The sequence below is a fragment of the Mesorhizobium sp. M0045 genome, from assembly GCF_040323385.1.
In the GTDB taxonomy this organism is placed as follows: domain Bacteria; phylum Pseudomonadota; class Alphaproteobacteria; order Rhizobiales; family Rhizobiaceae; genus Mesorhizobium.
Genome location: NZ_JAMYUY010000006.1, coordinates 341,280 through 361,165, shown reverse-complemented (window position 1 = coordinate 361,165; position 19,886 = coordinate 341,280). Strand labels below are relative to the sequence as shown.

The window sequence follows — 19,886 nt, the reverse complement described above, 5'->3', positions numbered from 1 at the left end:
TCAGCGACGTCTTGCCATGGTCGACGTGACCAATCGTGCCAATGTTCACATGAGGCTTAGTGCGCTCGAATTTACCTTTTGCCATAGTCTCTTTCCTTGGACGGCCTGGGACGGCCTGGACCTTCAGTTCAGTCGAATGCGGGGCGATTAGCGACTAAGGCCGAAAAACACAAGTGCCTTGTCGCCGAGCGCGCTCGCCCGCCCGAACGCGTGATCCGGTTTCGGAGAATGTGGCGCGGATATAGGAACGAACAAGGGCAAATGGAATGGTTACGGCGGCGGCTCACGGCTTTGACGGATTTACAGACGGATCTGGCCCATTGCCGCTTTGGCGCCGGTCTGATTTCGTGGGCCGATGCATTTCATCCCGACTGCCATACGAGGCCCGCTGTTCATGGTCGTTTCGACCGGGTCCTACATCGTCAACGATACGATGATGAAGCTCGCAACCGCGGGACTGCCGCCCTATGAGGTGCTGTTCCTGCGCGGCGCGGCGGCAACGTTGTGGGGCATTCCGCTGCTGTTCGTGCTGGGCTATGGCAAGCACATCCCGCTAATCCTCGACGCCAAGGTTTTGCGTAGGAACCTGCTCGAACTGGGTGCGATCCTTTGCTACGTGGTGGCGCTCGCCAACATGCAGATCGCCGATTCCACCGCGCTCGGACAGATCACGCCCTTGCTGATGCTGGTCGGCTCCTCGATGCTGTTTGGCGAACGGATCGGCGGGGTTCGCCTGGCGCTGATCGGGCTCGGCTTTGTCGGCGCGGTGATGGTGGCACAACCGACGATGCAGGGGATTTCGGTTTACGCCCTGCTGGCGCTCGGCAATGCAGCCCTGTCCGCGGCGCGCGATCTGGCCGGGCGCAAGGTCGCCGCCGACGTGCCGGGAATGGTCGTGGCTATTTCCGCAGTGATTGTGGTGCTCGCCGGCGCCGGCGCTGCGCATCTGGTTTCCGAGCAGTGGGTGGTGCCTGAAACCCGTCACCTGCTGCTGATGGGCGGCGCCGGACTGTTCCTGATCTTCGGCCACTTCTTCATTTTCATGGCCTATCGTATCGGGCCGACCAGCGTGGTGGCGCCGTTCTACTATTGCTTTACCGTCTGGGCGGTAATTTCAGGCCTGGTGGTTTTCCGGCAGCTCCCGAATGCGCTGGCCATCTGCGGCATCCTGCTGGTGGTGGCCAGCGGGTTGACCATCGTCTCGCTCGACGAGCGCAAGCGCCGGCTAACCGTCGTCGCCTAGAGCTGGAAACGGCGTAGGGACAATCGCCTGAGTGGAGAAGCGTATGACAAGCCCGGAGAACGGAAACAACCAGAATGCAAGCAACCGCATGCTCGCCGGAAAATGCCTGTGCGGCGCCGTTCAGTATGCGGTGGCGGACGCGTTCGTCTATGCCGCGAACTGCCACTGCTCGAACTGCCGGCGCACCACCGGCTCGGCCTTCAAGCCGTTCGCCGGCATCGAGCGGGACAGGCTGAGCCTGGCGAGGGGCGAGGACAATCTCACGATCTTCGGCGACGAAACCGGCCATGACGCGCACTGCAAGACTTGCGGCTCGTTGCTCTATTCGGTGGTCCGGGACGGTGCCTTCGTGCATGTCGCCATGGGAAGCCTCGTCGACGAGCCAACCATCCGCCCGACGCAGCACATCTTCGTCGGCTCCAAGGCGAAATGGTTCACGATCACCGACGATCTGCCGCAATACAGAGAACACGCGGTCGCCGAAGATGCCGGCGAATAGCTGACCGTTAGAAACGCTCAACCAAACTATCGTTTCGTTTTCGCGTCCGCCGCCAAGGAAATTATACTGTGCTCCGTCACTGAACTTATGTGGCGGAGATTTCTGTGGCATTGCCGCCCGACTGGTTGCCCAACGTTGCGATGAAGCGCGTCGTTTGCCATTGGACGGCAGGCTCGCATTCGGCCGGCGATACCGATAGGGATGCGTATCACATACTGGTCGAGGGGAATGGCCGTCTGGTCAGGGGCCGGCCTTCGATCGCGCTCAATTCGGGTCGGGTAAAACCGGGATATGCCGCGCACACGCTCAACTGCAATGGCGGCCCGATCGGGGTTTCGCTCTGCTGCATGGCCGGGGCGGAGGAAAGGCCGTTCGATGCCGGCCGCTATCCGATGACCAGGGCACAGTGGAACGCGATGACCGCGGTTGTCGCCGAACTTTGCAAATATTACCGCATCAAGGTCACGCCCAAAACGGTGCTGTCGCATGCCGAAGTCGAGAGCAATCTCGGCATCGAGCAGCGCGGAAAATGGGATTTCACCCGGCTGCCCTTCGATCCGACGATCGGCGGCGCAAGCGCCTGTGGCGAGCGGCTGCGCCGCGACGTGACGGCGGCAATGGTCGAGATGCCCAATCTGCCGGTGAGGATTGGGCGCGATGCCGTATGGCAGCGATTGCTGGAAGAACTATGGCCGATCATGGTGAGAGGGCTGGAAGCCGGCCTCAACACGCTGATCCGCCAAATCCTCAAAAGGATTAGATAGGCGCTCGGCATTCGGGTGAATGCCGGCGCAACTGCCGATCTGCCCGTTTCTAAAGAGCCCGCCTGCCGGTAAACTGGTGATAAGCCCACAGCACAACTATCGCGCCTATCACGGCTACGATCAGGCTATAGATGTTGAGCCCGGTGACGCCCGACGCGCCAAAGGCGCTGAAGATCAGTCCGCCGACGATAGCCCCGACAATCCCAAGCACGATATCGAGCACCAGGCCCTGCCCGCTTTTATTGACAATCTTGCTGCCTATGAAGCCGGCGATGACGCCGAGAATAATCCAGCTTAATATTGACATTTTTCCTCTCCGTTCCCCGCGCTCGATTACTTCCACATTATTACGCAAAGCTCAAGCCAACTTGAAAATCATGATTACGGAAAGCTCAAACCGGCTTGAAATTCGCCATGAATGCGTCATTGTCGGAGACGGACGGGCAATTTTGACATGGAGATCCACAATGGGACTGTTTGACAATGCCGTTCCCGGCGGCAACGTCGCCAAGCCGCTGATGATCGCGCTCGGCGCACTTTTGGTGGGAAAAATGCTGAGCGGTGGAAGTTCCGCCCAGCCGGAGGCGGCGCAGAGCCCTGCCCCCGTCCCGCCTGATACAACCGCATCCGCCGACGGCGGACTGCTCGGCGGTCTGGGCGGCCTGCTCGACAAACTGAAGGATGCGGGCCACGGCAACGTCGCCAATTCGTGGGTCGGCGCCGGTCAGAACCAGCCGATCAACCCCAGCGATCTGGGCAGTGCCCTCGGCCCGCAGATCATCCAGGAGATCGCGCAAAGGACGGGCCTGAACCAGCAGGAATTGCTCCAGCAATTGTCCGCGGCCTTGCCCGGGCTTGTCGACCAGCTGACGCCGAACGGGCAAGTGCCGCAGCAGAACCAGCTCGCGTCCATATTCAGCAAATTCGCGAGCTGACGCCTGCCCAACGCCGCCTGCGGTTGGGGACAACGATAACACAGATTAAGATGCGCGTCCTTCTGGACGCGCATCGAACACTTTGAACTATCGGCAAGCGCTTCGCTGGCGCTGCCTGCTTCGGGATCGTGCGCGAAGTGCGCCGTGGCCTTGGGGGAAATCTGGAGCGGGTAGCGGGAATCGAACCCGCATATTCAGCTTGGAAGGCTGCTGCTCTACCACTGAGCTATACCCGCGCCTTTCAGTCAAGCATCGGATCCGCTCCGACGCTCGCGCTGCGTTTCAGGGCTTCCGGGCCGGCAGTGGTGGAGAGGGTTGGATTTGAACCAACGTAGGCATAGCCAACGGATTTACAGTCCGTCCCCTTTAACCACTCGGGCACCTCTCCAGTCTGCCGCCGGAGCCATGCAACGAGGCATCGACGCGTCGCGGCCGCCAAAGCAGCCTTTCCGCGCAGCGCCTTATGGCGGGAGCGTCCAAAACTGTCAACCGCAACATCCCGGCAAAAAGCGCTGAATTTCACACCTCGCCCGACAAGCAGCTTGTGCGGCTGTATCCATCACCGGACGACACGGCTATAGAACCGGCCATGAGCAACGACAACAAGCCCAAAACCCCTAAAGACACCCACTACGCCAAGCTGCGCCGTGCACATCGCGACGAGAAGAGCGGCGGCGCGCCGGCGTTCAGGCCACGCCAGCCGGTGCCGCCCGGCGAGACCGCCGCGGATGGGCTGGTGCGGCTCTACGGGCTGCACACGGTGCGGGCGGCGCTCGACAATCCGCGCCGCAAGATCAAAAAAATGCTGGTGACGCGAAACGCTGCCGAGCGCCTGGCAATCGCCGATCTTGCCGCTTTGCCCTTCAAGGCGGAACTGGTCGAGCCGAAGGACATCGACAAGGTCAGCGGCTCGGAGGCCGTGCATCAGGGCGTGCTGATCGAGGCCGAGCCGCTAAAACCCAAGCGCCTCGATGCGCTCGGCGATACCAGGCTGGTGCTGGTGCTCGATCAGATCACCGACCCGCACAATGTCGGCGCGATCCTGCGCTCGGCGGTGGCTTTCGGCGCCGGCGCGCTGATCACCACGGCGCGCCACAGCCCACAGGAATCCGGCGTGCTGGCGAAGTCGGCTTCCGGCGCGCTGGAGCACATCGATCAGATCGAGGTGAGGAACCTGGCCGATGCGCTGGAGCAGCTGCACGAGGCCGGTTTCCAGACGATCGGGCTGGATTCGGACGGTCCGGCGGAACTCGAAACCAGCTTTGCCGGAGCAAAGATCGCATTGGTGCTTGGCGCCGAGGGCAAAGGCCTGCGCCAGAAAACGCGCGAGACAGTGACGACGCTCGCCCGGCTCGACATGCCCGGCGCCATCCGCTCGCTCAACGTGTCGAATGCCGCGGCGGTGAGCCTTTATGCGGCGCACGCTCATCTCAGGAGTCCACGAAATGGCGACTGACGACGACCAGAATTGGGTATGGCTTCGTCGCCATTCGTGGCGACCAGACATGACAGTCAGAGAGCAGATCGTCGACGACTTCGAGAAGCTGTTTCTACTTCAGTACATGTCCAAGCACGTATTGCTTTCATGGCGACGCTTCCAAGTATACCGGCGTGAAGCGTACAGCGCTGAGTTTCGTGACCTTAAGCTCGTTCTTAGTTTGAACGAATTCAAAACAAAAGAACTTGTGCTTCGTCGCCTCTTCCTCGGGGTATTGCTATCGAGCATACTCATTTTGATACTAATTTTGTTTTCTAATCCCCCCAGCGCCGTGAGCGAAAAATTCGGAATTGAGCAAACGCAAATTTATTTCACAATCGTGGGGGCCATACTCTGTCTTTGCCTCCTCTACAGAAATATCTTTGTGACACAAACGCTGGTTGTCGGGGTCGTTGGCCTGCTTCTTATGTCGATCTTTGCGGCACTGCCGTTCCTGTCTGGAGCAATTATGATGCTTGGTATCTTGCTTCTCTATCTTGTTGCGAAATGGCGGGCCAACCCGTCGTATTGAGGCCTCCGTCGGTGTTGCGGGTATAACCAAGCGACCGATCTCACTTCACCTCATGCCCGGCCAGTCGCTCGAGCGCCCTGACTAGAGCCGAATGATCCTCCTTGGCGCCGCCATTGGCTGCGCATGAATTGAACAATTGCTGCGTGGTGGAGGTGTTGGGAAGCGCAACACCAAGCGCCTTGGCGCCTTCGAGAGCGAGATTCAGGTCCTTCTGGTGGAGTTCGATGCGGAAGCCGGGCGCGAAGCTGCGCTTGATCATGCGTTCGCCGTGCACTTCGAGAATGCGCGAGGCTGCGAGCCCGCCCATCAGCGCTTGCCTGACCTTGGCCGGATCGGCGCCGGCTTTTGAAGCAAAGACAAGCGCTTCGGCGACGGCCTCGATGGTCAGCGCGACGACGATCTGATTGGCGACCTTGGTCGTCTGGCCGACGCCGTTCGGTCCGACCAAGGTGATGTTCTTGCCCAACTTCTCGAAGATAGGCCTGGCGCGTTCGAAGGCTTTTTCCTCGCCGCCGACCATGATGGTCAGCGATGCCGCCTTGGCGCCGACCTCGCCGCCCGACACCGGCGCGTCGAGGTAGTCGCAGCCGAGGTCGTTGATCTTTTTTGCAAAGGCCTTGGTCTCGATCGGCGAGATCGAGCTCATGTCGATCACCAGCTTGCCTCTTGTCAGCCCGGACGCGACGCCGTTTTCGCCGAACAGCACATCGGCCACCTGCGGCGTATCCGGCACCATGGTGATAATGATGTCGGCCATTTTCGCGACGGCGCTGTGGCCAGAGACGGTCTTCAGACCCTTGGCGACGAGATCGGCCGGCGGCTTCGAGCGATGATCGCTGGCGACGACGGTGTAGCCGGCCTCGAGCAGATGCTCCGCCATCGGCGCACCCATGATGCCGAGGCCGATAAAGCCGATGGTGTCCATGTCTTTCTCCGTTTCTTGTAAGGCGGCGATGCGTAGCGTCTACGCCGCCGCACTCCCCTGCCCGGCCAGATCCCGAAACCAGCCCAGTCCGGCTTCCGTCCCACCCTTCGGCTTGTATTCGGCGCCAACCCAGCCGGAATAGCCGATGCGGTCGATGTGGTTGTACAGGAAGGGAAAATTGATCTCGCCCGTCCCCGGCTCATGACGGCCGGGATTATCCGCAAGCTGGATATGCGCGATGCGGTCGAGGTTTGCCTCGATGGTACGGGCGAGATCCCCCTCCATGATCTGCATGTGATAGATGTCGTATTGCAGGAACAGGTTCTTCGAGCCGACGCGGTCGATCAGCGCCAGGGCCTGATCTGAGTAATTAAGGAAGAAGCCCGGAATGTCGCGGGTGTTGATCGGCTCGATCAGCAGCCTGATGCCGGCCTGCTCCAGCTTTTCCGCCGCGAAAGCCAGATTTTCGGCGAAGACGTCTTCCAGCACTGAGTGATCGACGCCCTGCGGCGCGATGCCGGCGAGGCAATTGACCTGCTCGCAGCCGAGCGCGTGCGCATAGGTGACGACCTTGGCAATGCCTTGCCGGAACTCCGGGATGCGGTCCGGCAGGAGCGCAATGCCGCGCTCGCCCTTGGCCCAGTCGCCGGCAGGTAGGTTGAACAGGACCTGCGTCAACCCGTTCTTCTTCAACCTGGCCGCGACGACATCCGGCGCATGGTCATAGGGACCGATGTACTCGACGCCCTTGAAGCCCGCGCGGGCAGCGGCATCGAAGCGGTCGAGAAAGTCATGCTCGCCAAAGAGCATCGAAAGATTGGCTGAAAACCGTGGCATGGCAGTAGTTCCTCATATGCGGCTTAATCGAGCATGACGATCGCCGTGGGGGCATCTTCATGGCGCTCGGCAAGCTCCTCGAATTCGGTGATCTTGTCGATTTCGGTACCCATCGAAACGTTGGTGACGCGCTCGAGGATGAATTCGAGCACCACCGGAACCTGGTGCTCGTCCATCAGGCGCTTTGCCTCTTCGAAGGCACCGGCGAATTCCTCCGGCCGGCGCACCCGGACCGCCTTGCAGCCCATCGCCTCGGCAACGGCGACGTGATCGACGCCATAGCCAGCTTCGGCATCGCCCTGTCGATTGACGTTCTCGAAAGCCAGGCTGACTTCGAAATCCATCGAAAACCCGCGCTGCGCCTGGCGGATCAGCCCGAGATAGGCGTTGTTCACCACGACATGGATGTAGGGCAATTTGTGCTGTGCGCCGGCCGCCAGTTCCTCGATCATGAACTGGAAATCATAGTCGCCGGACAATGCCACAATTGTGCGGTCCGGATCGGCGGCGCGAACGCCAAGTGCTGCCGGCAATGTCCAGCCGAGCGGTCCAGCCTGGCCGCAATTGATCCAGTTGCGTGGTTTGTAGACATGCAGGAATTGCGCCCCGGCGATCTGCGACAGGCCGATCGTGGTGACATAGGTGGTCTCGCGGCCGAACGCCTTGTTCATCTCCTCGTAGACGCGCTGCGGCTTCAGCGGCACCTGGTCGAAATGGGTCTTGCGCTTCATCGTCTTCTTGCGCTGCCGGCATTCGCCGGCCCAGCCCGACCAGTCGCGCAATTTCCCGGCGGTCCTCCATTCGGTGGCGACGTCGAGCAGCATTTTAAGCGCCGCACCGGCATCCGAGACGACGCCAAGGTCCGGTGCGAAGACGCGGCCGATCTGCGTCGGCTCGATATCGACGTGGATGAACTTCTTGCCCTTGGTGTAGACATCGACCGAACCGGTGTGGCGGTTGGCCCAGCGGTTGCCGATGCCGAAAACGAAATCGGCCTCGAGCATCGTCGCATTGCCGTAGCGATGCGAGGTCTGCAGTCCGCACATGCCGGCCATCAGGCGGTGGTCGTCGGGGATCGCGCCCCAGCCCATCAGCGTCGGAATGACAGGCACGCCGGTGACTTCGGCGAATTCTATCAACAGGTCCGACGCATCGGCGTTGATAATGCCGCCGCCGGCGACGATCACAGGCCTTTCCGCCGCGTCGAGCATCGTCAGCGCCTTCTCCGCCTGAGCGCGCGACATTGCCGGCTTGAACGGCACCAGCGGCTCGTAGGCATCGATGTCGAACTCGATCTCCGCCAGTTGCACATCGACCGGCAGGTCGACCAGCACCGGCCCCGGCCGCGACGAGCGCATCAGATGGAACGCCTTCTGCAGCGCCATCGGCACCAGATAGGGCTCCATGACGGTAACAGCCCATTTGGCGACGGGTGCGGCGATCGCGGCGATGTCGACGGCTTGAAAATCCTCCTTGTTGAGACGCGCGCGCGGCGCCTGCCCGGTGATGCAGAGGATGGGGATAGAATCGGCGGCGGCCGAATAGAGGCCGGTGATCATGTCGGTGCCGGCCGGACCCGAAGTGCCGATGCACAGACCGATATTGCCCGATCTGGCGCGGGTAAACCCTTCCGCCATATGCGAGGCCGCCTCGACGTGCCGCGCAAGGATGTGGCGGATGCTGCCCCTCGCCTTCAGCGCCGAATAAAGCGGGTTGATCGCAGCACCCGGCACGCCGAAGGCACACGAGATGCCTTCCTTTTCAAGAACGAGAACCGCTGCGTCGACTGCGCGCATCTTGGCCATGTCAGCCTCCACGGAATTGTTGATGGCTGATGATGCCAGTGCGTCGATTATTTTTCAATTTTTTCAGAATATTTTTTCATTTCTAGGGAACGGCTGTTGCTGCTTGAATTGATTGGCCTTTCTGTTTTCCATAAATTCGCTTCGCCGACCGGTAAAAAACTTTTTCATTGCTTGTTGGGCGAACAGAGCGAAGAATGGCCCGATGGAAACCACCGAAAAACGCCAGCGCGGCCGGCCGCGCACTTTCAGCGGGCCGTCCGAAGCCGCCTCGGTGCAGTCGCTGGACCGGGCGCTGCGCATCCTGGCAATCGTCGCCGATGGCAGCGGCCTGTCGTTGAGCGAGATCGCCGCCAGTTCCGGCCTGCCGGCATCCACCGCCTACCGCATGCTGACGACGCTGGAGAACCATGGCATGGTCGAGTTCGAAGGCACCGACCAGCTGTGGTCGATCGGCGTCGAGACCTATCGCATGGGCGCAGCGTTCCTGCGCCGCCGCAAGCTGGTCGACCGCGCCCGTATCGTCATGCAGGAATTGATGGAGAAGACCGGCGAGACCGCCAATCTCGGCGTCGCCGAGGACGATTGCGTGGTCTTCGTCAGCCAGGTCGAGACGCACCAGGCGATCCGCGCCTTCTTCCGGCCGGGCACGCGCAGTTCCTTCCATGCCTCGGGCATCGGCAAGGCGGTGCTGGCGCATCTCGAGCCGGAACGGGTAGCCACCATACTGCGCCGGGCCGGGCTGGAGCGCTTCACCGAAAACACGTTGTCCGACATCTCGGCGCTCGCCCGCGATCTGGTGACGATCAAGCTGCGCGGCTGGTCGGTCGATGACGAGGAGCGGCATCCAGGTATGCGCTGTGTCGCCGCCGCCATCTTCAACGAATTCGGCGAACCGATCGGCGGCGTCTCGGTCTCCGGGCCGACGGTACGGGTCACACCGGAGCGGCTGGCCGAAATCGGCCCGCTGGTGCGCGATGCAGCAGCGCAGGTGACGAGGATGATCGGCGGCCTGCCGACCCCTCCCGGCCCTGGCAGCGAACCGAGCGCATGGCAGCGCTGACCAGCGCCGAATGGTGCGACATCTGCCAGGATGGCCAGAGCTAGCCCCCGGGCACCGCGCTCTTGGTCGACAGGTCGTAGAAATCAAGCAGCATCGCCAGCCCAACTCCGCAGGCGGTGAAGATGAGGCCGGCAATGAAGATACGATTGGCGCGTTCATAAACGCGCCGTTGTAGAGACGTTATGTCGAGCAGCAACCGCAGCGCTCGTATCTGCAGGGCAATGCCGATCAAAATCGGCACGACGGCGGCCAGGTGATAGATTTCCCATGGTATCGGGTTGGCGGCCCAATGCGTGATGAAGCCCAGCGAGAACGCCAGCAGGATGCCGACGGTGGTGATTGTGCCGTTGCGGAAAACCGTCTCGATCGGTTCCTCGTTCGGATCGTGCTCGCCCAAGCGCCCTCTCTCCCTGTTTCGGCTCGGCCGTAGATTAGGCTGTCGGGAAATCCCTGTACATCGGCAAGGGTGTTGGCGAATGCTGAAGCGGCATCCGATCTCGCCTTAAGCGATGTTCGACAGGACAGAGAAGCTGACGGAGCGCGACGCCAGTCTGATACTGTCAGCCGCGACCACCAACGGTCGCGCTGGTCGACAGTTCACCGGACCGATCGGCAGGCCTCAGCCCATGCCGGTGATATGGCGAAGCCAGAAGGCGAGCGCGATGAAGCCGATGATGGTGGTGACGCCGGTCCAGTCGATATTGGCGCGCTTCAGATCCTTGATGAGCTTCACCAGGAGAACCCACGCCACGAGGACGAGCGGGAGAATGATGACAAACCTGATCATGCGACTGCCTCGCTGATGCGATTGCACCTTCGATCAATATAGGAAGCGAATTGGCCGTTTTCAGGACGCCCTGGCGGCAGAACCGGCGCGGTCGCCGGGAACCGAAAAACGGAGTTTTGTCTTTACTGGCGCAGCAAATATGCTAACCGGAGCGCCGTGCCCTTGTAGCTCAGCTGGTAGAGCAGCGGTTTTGTAAACCGAAGGTCGGCGGTTCGATCCCGTCCGGGGGCACCAGCACGGGCGTCTTGAGACCTCCGGGGCGCTTGATATCTGCTCATCCCCGATATCCACAGGCCGAGGCCGTCAGGATCGGTAGCACATCAGCTTCAACGCATATATTCCCTGGCGGAAACCATAGTTCCCTAGCGGAAAACCTAGGAGTTGTCGTTGGAGCAGAAACGCACGACCGCCCCCTTCGTCAGCGGCATGTTTGGTGGCGTTGTCGTCTTCGCCTTGGCGTTCGGCTTCCGTTTCCTGATAAGTCCCGATCCTGATCCTGCATCAAGAGCAACGACAAGCCTTTCGGTACTGGCATTCGCCATTTGCTTCGGCGCGGCATTCCTTCGCGAGCATCGACGCCAGATTGCCGCCGCCAGAGAATTCTTAAGCCGCCCAAGATCGTATTAGGCTGAGGACTCATAAGCGAAGCGACGATCTGATGATCGCCAAGGCCATGCTCGACAAAAAGGCGCCGCTGGCACTTTCATCGGTATTGACGGGCTTTGGCGCCAGCGACCTGGCGGAGAAACTCTACGAACATTTCAATATGCCGCAAAGGCGATAGTGAAGGCAGCTTGGAGGCAACGCCTCGCGCACGCGAGGACAATCGCCAGCGCCGAATGTCGGAATTGGGCGCCAGCTCGGCGCATTTCATGGCGCCTCCCTCACGCCCAGGCATGAAGCTGTCCTTGTTGACTCGAGGAGTATTTGCATGCGTGGTCATTGCTTATGCGGCGCTATTGCCTTTGAAGTCGATGGCCCGGCACAGGCCTGCGTGGTCTGTCATTGTGAAAGTTGTCGGCGGCAATGTTCTGCGCCGATGACCGCTTATATTGGCGTCTTGAACGGCCAATGGCGATGGCTGGGCAAGCTACCGAAGGTATTCAACTCTTCTCCCGGTGTGGAAAGAACATTTTGCGATCACTGTGGTACGCCGCTGTCCTTCCGCTCAAAGAACATGTCTGATGTCATGCATTTTTTTGCGGCGGCGATGGAGGAGCCAGAAAAATTTGCACCTACGCTGCATGTCGCTTTTGAGGAGAAGCTCCCTTGGTTGAAACTCGCCGACAACCTGCCGACCCGTTTTGGGCCTGACTATACGAAAGATTAGGACGGTACGTACCGGGAGCGTCGGGATCGCCGGAAAGTTCCCGTGAATTGCCGGCTTAGCCTGAACCAGATCGGGCTCAAGCATCTCCTACCAGGAGACGCCGAGCTCATTCCTGTCTTGCTTTTTGCAGGGCCATAGGTTCGTCCCGCCTCCCGACGGCCACTTAACAGCATTCGATTAAATTGCTCCAGTGTATATTAGCACTCGCTCAATTAAGCGCGCCGACAATGCCCGTGCGGCGGGCCAAAAACCAAAGGTGTTGTCATGCGTAGTGATTTCGCCGCGGCGCGCGAGCTTTTGGAGTGCGCACAAAACCGCCTCTGCGGCGCAGATGAAACGAGCCAACGCGTCAACGAGGCCCTCGACGCGCTGATTGAAGAAATAGCCATCGCGGAATTCCGCAAGGCGCCACTGACGGTCGTGCCGTTTCCGCGAGCGCGCCCGCCTAAGCATGTCCGGTAGAGCGCTGATCGCCCGCGTTGACGAAGAGCCGGCAACTAGTGTTTTCGCAATCGCTCGTTCGAGCGGTCGTTGAACCGCCAACCCGTTAACCGTAAGCTTGCCGGCAGCGGTGCTCTGAAACCCGGAGCTGATCCATGTCACGCTGTGGAGATGTCTACGAGAACAAGGTGACCGGCGAATATGCGGTCATCCTGCGTGGCACCGAAGACCGCGGCCAGGGACCTGGCATCGCTCATCTGACCGCCCGACCGGGAGCCGCAGTGGTGGGCGAGCACTACCACCCGAACCTGACGGAGCGGTTTGCCGTCCTCCGTGGCCGGCTCGACGCTCGCATCGCCGGGAAGACTTTGTCCCTGGGGCCCGGCCAATCCGCCACGGTCGAAGCAGGCGTCGCACACGATTGGTGGAACAGCAGCAAAACCGAAGAAGCGCATGTGCTGGTCGAAGTCGACCGGGCGCCAGGTTCAGACAATGTCGACCCGAACCGTTTCGAGCTGCTGATCGGCATGCTCTTCGGCCTGGCCAATGCCGGCAAGGTGGACAGAAAAGGTAGGCCTTCGCCGCTTCAGGCAGCGGTCATCGCCAGAGAGTTTGCCGACGTAATCGTCTTCACGTACCCGCCACCTGCGATTCAGCGAGTGGCGCTGGGAATCCTGGCGCCACTCGGCCATCTGCTTGGCTATCGCGCGATCGACCCCGGCTACTGCAAGCCGCACGGGCATGTCACGCCGGCACCTGAAATCCTCGCTCGAGCAGGCCTACAGGCCGGGTGATCTGGGTCGATGCAGCGCGCCCGGCATTTTTTGTCGGCAGCCATACATAGGGCTCGCGGCAAGCTCTATGAAGCACTCGTGACCTGACCGGATATCGCGGCTCTGTCGAACGTGTTTCTCACCCTGACCGACTTGTAAACGTAGGCGACCCAGATCCCGGTCAGGACAAAAGAAACTGCGGGCAGTACCAACGCATCCCCTGCAAGCACCAAGCTCACAGGAGCGCTCATAACCGCTGAGATCCATACCGCGTCCAGAAAAAACACGACTGGAATTGCAAACCACTGATACAGGAACAGCTGCTTGAAGCGGTAACTCCGCCGGAGCATTGCAACGAACACAACCAGCTGGAGCACCAGAAACGCCAGCAACAGGGCGATCTCGCCGTAGACCGCCAAGGCGCCGTTGGGGAGCGTCATTAGCTGTCGATAGGTCCCGCTCGAAGAGAACAGCTCAGCCAGCGTGCGGAAAGGTGCCAAGCACTGTCCAATCGCCAGCAGCATAAGCCAGCCTCCGAAACCGACGAGAGCCGAAGTATCCTGTAATGGCTTTGCGGCTGACCGAACGGCAAAGAAAACAGGAACGCCGATCAGCAGCAGCAGTATAGCCCAATGCCAGATGGAAATCTGCATCCAATCCCTCCTTTGATGCCCGTTCAGGTTGTAACAGATTTCAACCTCAACTCAAGGGGCAATATCGAGTGGAAGCGCTGCTGGCGAGACCAGTCAACATTATATTCCTGGCACGATATTATTTCGGCAGGATGCTGCCATGTCGCGAACTCTGATCGTCGTTGGTCTCAGCATAGTCGCCATAGGCCTGCTGTGGCCTTGGTTGGCCCGGACCGGCCTTGGCAGGCTGCCCGGCGATATCGTGATCGAGCGTGAGAACTTCAGGCTTTATGTCCCTATCACCACGGCGATACTGGTCAGCATCGTGCTTTCGGCCATTCTATGGCTGATCAACCGTTAGGCGATACTCCGGCTACGGCGATTTGTGTTGCTGGTTCTACTCGCCCTTGATCGTCTTACACCCCAATCGCCGCCACCAATATCCGGTTCTGCCTCCGGATCGCTGCCCGCAACTCCGCAATCCTCGCCTCCTCGCGCTTCACGAATTCGATGAACATCATGTTCATGTTGTTGAAGATGAGTTCGCCGAGCGCGGGACCATCGATGTCGCGGCGCACCAGGCCGAGCGCCTGTAGCCTGGCGATCAGCGCGCGAATCTGCTCGGTCAGTGCCCGGTCGAGCGCCGTGTAGGCCTGGCCGAACGGGCTGTCCGGCAGTTGCGTCGAGATCGCCATCGCCTGCCGCCACATCTCCTTGCTGAGATAATGCAGCGAATGTTCGATATAGATGCCGAGCAGCGCATCGAGAGCGTCGCCGACATTGGCTGGCGGGTTGGCGACGACGCCGCGCCCGGCATTCAGCACCTCGTTGACCTCCATCGAAACGATCGCGCCGAGGATGTCGCCCTTGTTCTGGTAGTAGTTGTAGATCGTGCCGACCGAGACTTCGGCCTGCGCGGCGATAGTTTCGATCTTGGCGCCTTCATAACCGGCATCGCGGAAAAGCGCCGCCGCCGCCTCGATGATGCGGCGGTGCCGATCCGCCTTCTGCCTTGCCCGCAATCCGCTCATAGCGGCTGTTTGCCACAAAAACAGAATTGACTCAATTTTAGAATTGGTTCAATTTTTTGCTACAAGCCAAAAAGGCAAGGGAGAACACTCGATGTCCGTCAATCCAAAGACCCCCAATCCAACCGTCAGGAATCCGCTTTCTTTTCTGAAGAGCTATCTCCAAGGCGCGTGCGCCGCCGCAGCACTGCTGCTGGCGGCTGGCAGCCTCGCTCAGGCGCAGGACCTCAACGCGCTGATCTGGTGCGATCACGCCGATCCGGTGCTGTTGCAGCCGTTCGAGGAGGCGAACGGCGTCAAGGTCAATGTCAAGGAGTTCGAAGGCACCGGCGCCGGCCTGGCCATCGTCGAACAGTCGCAGCCGGGCGACTGGGACGTGATGGTGATCGACAGCATCGACATACCGCGCGGCGTCGAAAAAGGCCTGTTCGAACCGCTACCGGAAGACAAGCTGCCGCTGGCCGACCTCTTCCCGCAGGTGAAGATGGACAGCTCCACCGTCGTCGACGGCAAGCGTTACGGCATCACTGAAAAATTCGGCTACAACACGATCGGCTACAACAAGACCAAGGTCGACCCGGCCGACATGCAGTCGCTTGCCGCGCTGACCGGCGACAAATACAAGGGCAAGATCGCCATCTACGATTATTACCTGCCGGTCATCGGCATGGCCGCACTGGCGATCGGCAAGAAGACGGCGGAACTGACCGAAGCCGACCTCCCCGCCATCAAGGAAGAGCTGCTCAAAATGAAGGCCAACGCCAAGCTGGTCGGCGAAGTGACCGCCAGCCAGACGGCACTGGCGACCGGCGAAGTCGACATACTGGTCGGCGGCGGCGAATGGGTGACGGCGGGGCTGGCCAAGGAAAACCCTGCCCTCGACTTCTCTATTCCGAAAGAAGGCGCGGTGCTGTGGTCGCAGTCGCTGGCAATGTTCAAGGATTCCAAGAACAAGGAGCTGGCGCTTAAATTCATCCAGTACATTATGAGCCCCGAAGGGCAGGCGCGGCTCGCCACCTCGTCCTGCTATTGGGGCATGCCGGCCAACAGCAAGGCGGCCCTGAGCGACGAGCAGAAGAATATCCTGCGCTTCGACGAGCAGCCGGAATTCCTCGCCCGCGCCCAGGCCTATCCGGCGCCGAATGCCGATCTCGACAAGAAGATGCAGGACGTCTGGACCGAAATGCTGCAGGCGCAATGACCGGCTGCCGGTCATGAACGCCGCCAACAGCGGGCGCGCCCTGCCCTGGGCGCTGGTCACGCCGGCGCTCGGCTGGACGTTGCTGTTCTTCGTGCTGCCCTTCGTCGCCATGGCGGTATCTAGCCTGACGGCGCATGAAGGCGGCGGCTTCACGCTGTCCAACTACAGCCAATTCTTTGCCAATCAGTCCTACTGGCAGGCGATGGTGAACTCGCTACAGGTCACAGCGATCGTCACCATTATCTCGGTGCTGCTTGCCTATCCCTTTGCCTGGATTCTGGCCGAACAGGTGCCGGAGCGCTGGCAGCGGCTGGCGCTGATGCTGGCGGTGCTGCCGTTCTGGACCTCCTATGTCGTGCGCTCCTATTCGTGGCTGCTGGTGCTGGCGCAGAACGGCGTCGTCAACCGGGCGCTGACCGGCTCCGGCCTGCTCGGCGAACCGCTGCAACTCGCCAATACGCGTTTGGCCACCATCACCGGCTTCGTGCATTTCTTCGTCATGCTGTTGACGCTGACGATCTTCGCCAATCTGAAGCAGCTCAGCCCCAGCTACCGGAAGGCCGCCGCCGACCTCGGCGCCGGGCCGCTGCGGAGTTTCCTGCATGTCGTTCTGCCGCTGACCTTGCCTGGCATCATGGTCGGTGCCTTCCTCACCTTTGTGCTGTGCATCGGCGATTACATCACGCCGCAGATCCTCGGCGGCAACAACGAGCTTTTGATGCCACAGCTCGTCATGATGCAGATCGGCCGGCGCGGCGACTTTCCGCTCGCCTCGGCGCTGTCGATCATCCTGATGGCGGTGGTCACCATCGCCTACCTCGCCTGCGCCCGCTGGCTGAAGATCGAGCGGGCCTGACCATGCGCGCTTTCATCCGCCTCGTCTCCGGCCTTTACGCCATCGCAATCTACGGCTTCATCTTTCTGCCGGTCGTCGTTCTTGTGCTGTTTTCGCTGCAGGCAACCTCGTTTCCGATCCCGCCCTTCACCGGGCCGTCGCTGCGCTGGTACGAGGCCGTGCTCGCCGACACGCGGCTGACTTCGGCGCTGGTCAATTCGCTGCTGGTGGCGGTCGTCTCCTCGGCTGTCGCCGTCACGCTCGGCTTTCTCTCCGCCTGGGGTTTTGCGCGCTTCGCCTTGCCGGGCTCGGGCCTGATGCGCGGGCTGATCACCTTGCCCTTGACCGTCAGCTATCTCATCATTGGCATGGGGCTGCTGGTGCTGTTCAACTGGGCCGGCGTGCCGAAGTCTCTACTTGCCGCCGGCATCGGCCATGTCGTGATCAACCTGCCGCTCTGCTTTGCCATCATCTACAGCCAGATGGGCGATCACCAGATCAACATCGAGCGCGCCGCGCGCGATCTCGGCGCACCCGAATGGAAGGTGCTGCTTTTGATTACCGTACCCGTTATGGCGCCGGCGATCTTCGCCGGTTTCTTCCTGTCGATGACCTTCTCCTGGGACGAATTCGTCATCTCGTTCCTGTTGACGCGCTTCGACACGACGCTGCCGGTCGAGATCTGGAACCTGCTGCGCTCCGGCCTCAATCCGAAGACCAACGCCGTCGGCTCGCTGGTCTTCGCCGTCTCCATCGTACTGGTGATATTGTTCGAGCTGATGCTGTTGCGGAGGAAGCCGGCATGAGTGCGCCACTGGTCGACATAAGCTCCGTCTCGCATCGCTTCGGCCAGCACACGGTGCTGAAGAACGTCTCGCTGACGATCGAGCCTGGCAGCTACACGATCCTGCTCGGGCCTTCCGGCTCCGGCAAGACGACGCTTCTGTCCATCCTCGGCGGCTTCGTCACGCCGAGCGAGGGCAAGGTGCTGATCCGCGGCGAGGACTGCACCGCCGTGCCGCCGGCGAAGCGGCCGACGACGACCGTGTTCCAGGATTATGCGCTGTTCCCGCATATGAGCGTCGGCAGCAATGTCGGCTTCGGTCTGCGCATGCAGGGCGTCGATGGCGCAACCCGGGCAGCAAGGGCACGCGAGGCGCTGGCGCTGGTTGGCCTCGCCACCGCCTTCGACAAGAAGCCGCATCAGCTTTCCGGCGGCCAGCGGCAGCGCGTGGCGCTGGCGCGCGCCCTGGTGGTCGAGCCGGCGGTGCTGTTGCTCGACGAGCCGCTCGGCGCGCTCGACCTGAAATTGCGCCGTCAGATGCAGGACGAGTTGAAGGCGATCCAGAAACGCGTCGGCACCGCCTTCATCCACGTCACCCACGACCAGGAAGAGGCGATGGCGCTGGCCGATCATTGCGTGGTGATGAATGACGGGCGCATCGAGGACGAAGGACCGCCCGAGCGCGTCTATGCACGGCCGGCGACGCGCTTTTCCGCGACCTTCATGGGCGAAAGCACGCTGATATCGGGAACGGTGACCAACGCGAAGAGCGGCAAAATCACCGTCACCACGAAGCTTGGGTCGCTCTCCGTGCCCGGCACATTGCCGGCCGGCTCGACCGTTGCGCTGGCCGTCCGGCCGGAGCATCTTGTCCTCGGCGCTGCCGGCGGTGCTGTCGCGCTCGGTACGGCCAAGGTCAGCGACGTCGTCTTCCAGGGCAGCTTCAAGCGTGTGCTGGGGACCTCCACGACCGACCCGGCGCTGCATTTCATCGCCAAGGTTCCCTCGGCATCGGCAGTCCAGCCGGGCGACGTGGTCGCGGTATCGTGCGATGCTGGCGACATCATCCTGCTTGCGGACTGAACATGAGCACGCCTCCAACCATCGACGCCGGCCACTGGTACGAAACCATCCGCATGGGCGATGGCGTGACGCTGATCCACGAGCCGTGGATCAAGCCGTTCTTCCGCTGCAACATCTGGCATGTGCGCGGCCGCGACCGCGATCTTCTGTTCGACACCGGCCTTGGCCATTTCAGCCTGCGCCGCCACGTGCCGCTGCTGACGGAGCGCAAGCTCACCTGCGTGGCCAGCCACACGCATTTCGACCATATCGGCTGCCATCACGAATTTCCCGACCGCTGCGTGCACCCGGCCGAGGCCGGGATCCTCGCCGACCCGCGCAACGAATGGACGGTTGCCGACCGCTATGCCACCGACGAGATGTTCGACGGCATGCCGCAAGGCTGGGACACGAAGCGCTACCGGATCCTGCCCGCACCAGCCGGCCGGTTGCTCGAGCAAGGCGATATCCTCGATCTCGGCGACCGTGCCTTCGAGGTTATCCACACGCCCGGCCATTCACCCGGCGGCATTGCGCTCTACGAAAACAGGACGGGCATCCTGTTTTCCGGCGACATCGTCTATGACGGCCCGCTGATCGACGACGTCTATCACTCCGATATCGACGATTATGTCGAAACGCTGCTGCGCATGCGCGATCTCGATGTCTCGGTCGTGCATGGCGGCCATTTCCCGAGCTTCGGGAGAGTCCGCTATCGCCAGCTTGTCGACGAGTATCTCGCGCAAAAGCGCCAGGCCGGCTGTCATCTGCTCGCCCGTTAAGGACCAGCGTAGTAACGTCAAAGCGCCCTTTGCGGACAGGGTGTCCCCGCCGCGTCGCCGCAGCGTGAGGCCGTGGGCTCGGGTCTGAAACTCTTTTCCTCCGACTGGCGCACCAGTTCCGCGAAAGCCAGGGCAAAACTTGCCAGCATCAGGA

General features: G+C 61.2%; 26 protein-coding genes, 3 tRNA genes and 1 pseudogene. 19 read left to right on the top strand and 11 right to left on the bottom strand.

Translation table 11 applies throughout. From position 1 onward, the window contains the following. Positions 1 to 85 (bottom strand): annotated as a pseudogene (locus NKJ72_RS13395) (GTP-binding protein); the annotation flags it as partial. A 270-nt stretch (positions 86 to 355) separates the two neighbouring features. Between NKJ72_RS13395 and NKJ72_RS13390 the strand changes: the two are divergent. The 3 genes from NKJ72_RS13390 to NKJ72_RS13380 all read left to right on the top strand — a co-directional run bounded on the left by NKJ72_RS13390 (position 356) and on the right by NKJ72_RS13380 (position 2,506). Next, on the top strand, positions 356 to 1,243 hold the full coding sequence (locus NKJ72_RS13390; protein ID WP_352477500.1) for a DMT family transporter: 888 nt from the start codon (positions 356 to 358) through the stop codon (positions 1,241 to 1,243). Positions 1,244 to 1,286: 43 nt separating this feature from the next. Beyond that, positions 1,287 to 1,742 carry a GFA family protein gene (locus NKJ72_RS13385; RefSeq protein WP_352477499.1) on the top strand — a complete coding sequence of 152 codons (456 nt, stop codon included), beginning with the start codon at positions 1,287 to 1,289 and terminating at the stop codon, positions 1,740 to 1,742. Positions 1,743 to 1,846: 104 nt separating this feature from the next. After that, positions 1,847 to 2,506, top strand: coding sequence for an N-acetylmuramoyl-L-alanine amidase (locus tag NKJ72_RS13380; protein ID WP_352477497.1), 660 nt, complete (start codon positions 1,847 to 1,849; stop codon positions 2,504 to 2,506). A gap of 49 nt (positions 2,507 to 2,555) precedes the next feature. Here NKJ72_RS13380 and NKJ72_RS13375 read toward each other — a convergent pair whose 3' ends face one another. Then, complete coding sequence (locus NKJ72_RS13375; RefSeq protein WP_254817133.1) at positions 2,556 to 2,813, bottom strand: GlsB/YeaQ/YmgE family stress response membrane protein; 258 nt, start codon at positions 2,811 to 2,813, stop codon at positions 2,556 to 2,558. A 160-nt stretch (positions 2,814 to 2,973) separates the two neighbouring features. Here NKJ72_RS13375 and NKJ72_RS13370 point away from each other — a divergent pair, with 160 nt between their 5' ends. Then, a complete protein-coding gene (locus NKJ72_RS13370) occupies positions 2,974 to 3,441 on the top strand; it encodes a YidB family protein (protein ID WP_352477496.1) in 468 nt (155 codons plus the stop codon). A gap of 162 nt (positions 3,442 to 3,603) precedes the next feature. Here the strand turns inward: NKJ72_RS13370 and NKJ72_RS13365 are convergent. Together NKJ72_RS13365 and NKJ72_RS13360 are read right to left on the bottom strand one after the other, a co-directional pair. Further along, positions 3,604 to 3,677: transfer RNA gene (locus tag NKJ72_RS13365), tRNA-Gly, on the bottom strand. A 67-nt stretch (positions 3,678 to 3,744) separates the two neighbouring features. Next, positions 3,745 to 3,829, bottom strand: a tRNA-Tyr gene (locus tag NKJ72_RS13360). Between the two features lie 201 nt (positions 3,830 to 4,030). On the opposite strand from NKJ72_RS13360, the gene NKJ72_RS13355 reads away from it, so the two are divergent. Together NKJ72_RS13355 and NKJ72_RS13350 are read left to right on the top strand one after the other, a co-directional pair. Next, positions 4,031 to 4,897: a TrmH family RNA methyltransferase gene (locus NKJ72_RS13355; RefSeq protein WP_352477495.1), complete on the top strand. Its 867-nt coding sequence runs from the start codon at positions 4,031 to 4,033 to the stop codon at positions 4,895 to 4,897. Next, a complete protein-coding gene (locus NKJ72_RS13350; RefSeq protein ID WP_352477494.1) occupies positions 4,887 to 5,450 on the top strand; it encodes a hypothetical protein in 564 nt (187 codons plus the stop codon). Before NKJ72_RS13355 ends, NKJ72_RS13350 begins: the two co-directional genes overlap by 11 nt. A gap of 40 nt (positions 5,451 to 5,490) precedes the next feature. Here the strand turns inward: NKJ72_RS13350 and NKJ72_RS13345 are convergent, their stop codons facing one another. From NKJ72_RS13345 to gcl, 3 genes are read right to left on the bottom strand one after another with little or no spacing between them, the layout of a single operon-like run. Continuing rightward, on the bottom strand, positions 5,491 to 6,405 hold the full coding sequence (locus tag NKJ72_RS13345; RefSeq protein ID WP_352477514.1) for a 2-hydroxy-3-oxopropionate reductase: 915 nt from the start codon (positions 6,403 to 6,405) through the stop codon (positions 5,491 to 5,493). 9 nt (positions 6,406 to 6,414) lie between these two features. Further along, the gene (gene hyi, locus NKJ72_RS13340) at positions 6,415 to 7,212 is read right to left on the bottom strand and encodes a hydroxypyruvate isomerase (protein ID WP_352477493.1); all 798 of its coding nucleotides are present in this window, start codon (positions 7,210 to 7,212) and stop codon (positions 6,415 to 6,417) included. 23 nt (positions 7,213 to 7,235) lie between these two features. After that, complete coding sequence (gene gcl, locus NKJ72_RS13335) at positions 7,236 to 9,017, bottom strand: glyoxylate carboligase (protein ID WP_352477492.1); 1,782 nt, start codon at positions 9,015 to 9,017, stop codon at positions 7,236 to 7,238. A 202-nt stretch (positions 9,018 to 9,219) separates the two neighbouring features. On the opposite strand from gcl, the gene bhcR reads away from it, so the two are divergent. After that, on the top strand, positions 9,220 to 10,077 hold the full coding sequence (gene bhcR / locus NKJ72_RS13330) for an HTH-type transcriptional regulator BhcR (RefSeq protein WP_352477491.1): 858 nt from the start codon (positions 9,220 to 9,222) through the stop codon (positions 10,075 to 10,077). A 40-nt stretch (positions 10,078 to 10,117) separates the two neighbouring features. On the opposite strand, the gene NKJ72_RS13325 is transcribed toward bhcR, so the two are convergent. After that, positions 10,118 to 10,474 (bottom strand): hypothetical protein, encoded by a 357-nt coding sequence (locus NKJ72_RS13325; RefSeq protein ID WP_352477490.1) that lies wholly within the window; start codon positions 10,472 to 10,474, stop codon positions 10,118 to 10,120. Positions 10,475 to 10,696: 222 nt separating this feature from the next. Further along, positions 10,697 to 10,864 carry a hypothetical protein gene (locus NKJ72_RS13320; RefSeq protein WP_352477488.1) on the bottom strand — a complete coding sequence of 56 codons (168 nt, stop codon included), beginning with the start codon at positions 10,862 to 10,864 and terminating at the stop codon, positions 10,697 to 10,699. 158 nt (positions 10,865 to 11,022) lie between these two features. Between NKJ72_RS13320 and NKJ72_RS13315 the strand changes: the two genes are divergently transcribed. The 6 genes from NKJ72_RS13315 (at position 11,023) to NKJ72_RS13290 (ending at position 13,429) form a co-directional block, all read left to right on the top strand. Beyond that, positions 11,023 to 11,098: transfer RNA gene (locus NKJ72_RS13315), tRNA-Thr, on the top strand. Positions 11,099 to 11,251: 153 nt separating this feature from the next. Further along, entirely contained in the window at positions 11,252 to 11,491 is a 240-nt protein-coding gene (locus NKJ72_RS13310; protein WP_352477487.1) for a hypothetical protein, read from the top strand. A 31-nt stretch (positions 11,492 to 11,522) separates the two neighbouring features. Next, the gene (locus NKJ72_RS13305; RefSeq protein ID WP_352477486.1) at positions 11,523 to 11,648 is read left to right on the top strand and encodes a hypothetical protein; all 126 of its coding nucleotides are present in this window, start codon (positions 11,523 to 11,525) and stop codon (positions 11,646 to 11,648) included. 147 nt (positions 11,649 to 11,795) lie between these two features. After that, positions 11,796 to 12,194: a GFA family protein gene (locus NKJ72_RS13300; RefSeq protein ID WP_352477485.1), complete on the top strand. Its 399-nt coding sequence runs from the start codon at positions 11,796 to 11,798 to the stop codon at positions 12,192 to 12,194. Between the two features lie 264 nt (positions 12,195 to 12,458). After that, positions 12,459 to 12,656 (top strand): hypothetical protein, encoded by a 198-nt coding sequence (locus NKJ72_RS13295; RefSeq protein ID WP_352477484.1) that lies wholly within the window; start codon positions 12,459 to 12,461, stop codon positions 12,654 to 12,656. A gap of 134 nt (positions 12,657 to 12,790) precedes the next feature. Further along, positions 12,791 to 13,429 carry a cupin domain-containing protein gene (locus NKJ72_RS13290; RefSeq protein WP_352477483.1) on the top strand — a complete coding sequence of 213 codons (639 nt, stop codon included), beginning with the start codon at positions 12,791 to 12,793 and terminating at the stop codon, positions 13,427 to 13,429. Between the two features lie 65 nt (positions 13,430 to 13,494). Here NKJ72_RS13290 and NKJ72_RS13285 read toward each other — a convergent pair whose 3' ends face one another. Next, entirely contained in the window at positions 13,495 to 14,061 is a 567-nt protein-coding gene (locus NKJ72_RS13285; RefSeq protein ID WP_352477482.1) for a DUF2569 family protein, read from the bottom strand. Positions 14,062 to 14,200: 139 nt separating this feature from the next. Here NKJ72_RS13285 and NKJ72_RS13280 point away from each other — a divergent pair, with 139 nt between their 5' ends. Further along, the gene (locus tag NKJ72_RS13280; protein WP_352477480.1) at positions 14,201 to 14,401 is read left to right on the top strand and encodes a DUF2905 domain-containing protein; all 201 of its coding nucleotides are present in this window, start codon (positions 14,201 to 14,203) and stop codon (positions 14,399 to 14,401) included. Positions 14,402 to 14,456: 55 nt separating this feature from the next. On the opposite strand, the gene NKJ72_RS13275 is transcribed toward NKJ72_RS13280, so the two are convergent. Beyond that, complete coding sequence (locus tag NKJ72_RS13275) at positions 14,457 to 15,071, bottom strand: TetR/AcrR family transcriptional regulator (protein WP_352477479.1); 615 nt, start codon at positions 15,069 to 15,071, stop codon at positions 14,457 to 14,459. 91 nt (positions 15,072 to 15,162) lie between these two features. On the opposite strand from NKJ72_RS13275, the gene NKJ72_RS13270 reads away from it, so the two are divergent. The 5 genes from NKJ72_RS13270 to NKJ72_RS13250 are packed head-to-tail and all read left to right on the top strand — an operon-like array spanning position 15,163 to position 19,732. Beyond that, on the top strand, positions 15,163 to 16,269 hold the full coding sequence (locus tag NKJ72_RS13270) for a polyamine ABC transporter substrate-binding protein (protein ID WP_352477478.1): 1,107 nt from the start codon (positions 15,163 to 15,165) through the stop codon (positions 16,267 to 16,269). Between the two features lie 13 nt (positions 16,270 to 16,282). Further along, entirely contained in the window at positions 16,283 to 17,125 is an 843-nt protein-coding gene (locus NKJ72_RS13265; protein ID WP_352477477.1) for an ABC transporter permease, read from the top strand. Positions 17,126 to 17,127: 2 nt separating this feature from the next. Next, positions 17,128 to 17,910 carry an ABC transporter permease gene (locus NKJ72_RS13260; protein WP_352477475.1) on the top strand — a complete coding sequence of 261 codons (783 nt, stop codon included), beginning with the start codon at positions 17,128 to 17,130 and terminating at the stop codon, positions 17,908 to 17,910. Beyond that, a complete protein-coding gene (locus tag NKJ72_RS13255; RefSeq protein ID WP_352477474.1) occupies positions 17,907 to 18,971 on the top strand; it encodes an ABC transporter ATP-binding protein in 1,065 nt (354 codons plus the stop codon). The genes NKJ72_RS13260 and NKJ72_RS13255 overlap by 4 nt, the downstream gene beginning before the upstream one ends. Before the next feature lie 2 nt (positions 18,972 to 18,973). Beyond that, positions 18,974 to 19,732, top strand: a complete 759-nt coding sequence (locus tag NKJ72_RS13250; protein ID WP_352477472.1) for an MBL fold metallo-hydrolase — start codon at positions 18,974 to 18,976, stop codon at positions 19,730 to 19,732. Positions 19,733 to 19,886 lie beyond the last annotated feature (154 nt).

What these genes read in the sequence shown, in the direction of transcription:
- NKJ72_RS13370 (WP_352477496.1), top strand. Translation starts at nt 2,974, where the DNA reads ATGGGACTGTTTGACAATGCCGTTCCCGGCGGCAACGTCGCCAAGCCG.
- gcl (WP_352477492.1), bottom strand. Translation starts at nt 9,017, where the DNA reads ATGGCCAAGATGCGCGCAGTCGACGCAGCGGTTCTCGTTCTTGAAAAG.
- NKJ72_RS13250 (WP_352477472.1), top strand. Translation starts at nt 18,974, where the DNA reads ATGAGCACGCCTCCAACCATCGACGCCGGCCACTGGTACGAAACCATC.
- NKJ72_RS13260 (WP_352477475.1), top strand. Translation starts at nt 17,128, where the DNA reads ATGCGCGCTTTCATCCGCCTCGTCTCCGGCCTTTACGCCATCGCAATC.
- NKJ72_RS13255 (WP_352477474.1), top strand. Translation starts at nt 17,907, where the DNA reads ATGAGTGCGCCACTGGTCGACATAAGCTCCGTCTCGCATCGCTTCGGC.
- NKJ72_RS13265 (WP_352477477.1), top strand. Translation starts at nt 16,283, where the DNA reads ATGAACGCCGCCAACAGCGGGCGCGCCCTGCCCTGGGCGCTGGTCACG.
- NKJ72_RS13295 (WP_352477484.1), top strand. Translation starts at nt 12,459, where the DNA reads ATGCGTAGTGATTTCGCCGCGGCGCGCGAGCTTTTGGAGTGCGCACAA.
- NKJ72_RS13270 (WP_352477478.1), top strand. Translation starts at nt 15,163, where the DNA reads ATGTCCGTCAATCCAAAGACCCCCAATCCAACCGTCAGGAATCCGCTT.
- NKJ72_RS13350 (WP_352477494.1), top strand. Translation starts at nt 4,887, where the DNA reads ATGGCGACTGACGACGACCAGAATTGGGTATGGCTTCGTCGCCATTCG.
- NKJ72_RS13290 (WP_352477483.1), top strand. Translation starts at nt 12,791, where the DNA reads ATGTCACGCTGTGGAGATGTCTACGAGAACAAGGTGACCGGCGAATAT.
- NKJ72_RS13275 (WP_352477479.1), bottom strand. Translation starts at nt 15,071, where the DNA reads ATGAGCGGATTGCGGGCAAGGCAGAAGGCGGATCGGCACCGCCGCATC.
- NKJ72_RS13375 (WP_254817133.1), bottom strand. Translation starts at nt 2,813, where the DNA reads ATGTCAATATTAAGCTGGATTATTCTCGGCGTCATCGCCGGCTTCATA.
- NKJ72_RS13355 (WP_352477495.1), top strand. Translation starts at nt 4,031, where the DNA reads ATGAGCAACGACAACAAGCCCAAAACCCCTAAAGACACCCACTACGCC.
- NKJ72_RS13320 (WP_352477488.1), bottom strand. Translation starts at nt 10,864, where the DNA reads ATGATCAGGTTTGTCATCATTCTCCCGCTCGTCCTCGTGGCGTGGGTT.
- NKJ72_RS13280 (WP_352477480.1), top strand. Translation starts at nt 14,201, where the DNA reads ATGTCGCGAACTCTGATCGTCGTTGGTCTCAGCATAGTCGCCATAGGC.
- hyi (WP_352477493.1), bottom strand. Translation starts at nt 7,212, where the DNA reads ATGCCACGGTTTTCAGCCAATCTTTCGATGCTCTTTGGCGAGCATGAC.
- bhcR (WP_352477491.1), top strand. Translation starts at nt 9,220, where the DNA reads ATGGAAACCACCGAAAAACGCCAGCGCGGCCGGCCGCGCACTTTCAGC.
- NKJ72_RS13285 (WP_352477482.1), bottom strand. Translation starts at nt 14,061, where the DNA reads ATGCAGATTTCCATCTGGCATTGGGCTATACTGCTGCTGCTGATCGGC.
- NKJ72_RS13390 (WP_352477500.1), top strand. Translation starts at nt 356, where the DNA reads ATGCATTTCATCCCGACTGCCATACGAGGCCCGCTGTTCATGGTCGTT.
- NKJ72_RS13305 (WP_352477486.1), top strand. Translation starts at nt 11,523, where the DNA reads ATGATCGCCAAGGCCATGCTCGACAAAAAGGCGCCGCTGGCACTTTCA.
- NKJ72_RS13385 (WP_352477499.1), top strand. Translation starts at nt 1,287, where the DNA reads ATGACAAGCCCGGAGAACGGAAACAACCAGAATGCAAGCAACCGCATG.
- NKJ72_RS13300 (WP_352477485.1), top strand. Translation starts at nt 11,796, where the DNA reads ATGCGTGGTCATTGCTTATGCGGCGCTATTGCCTTTGAAGTCGATGGC.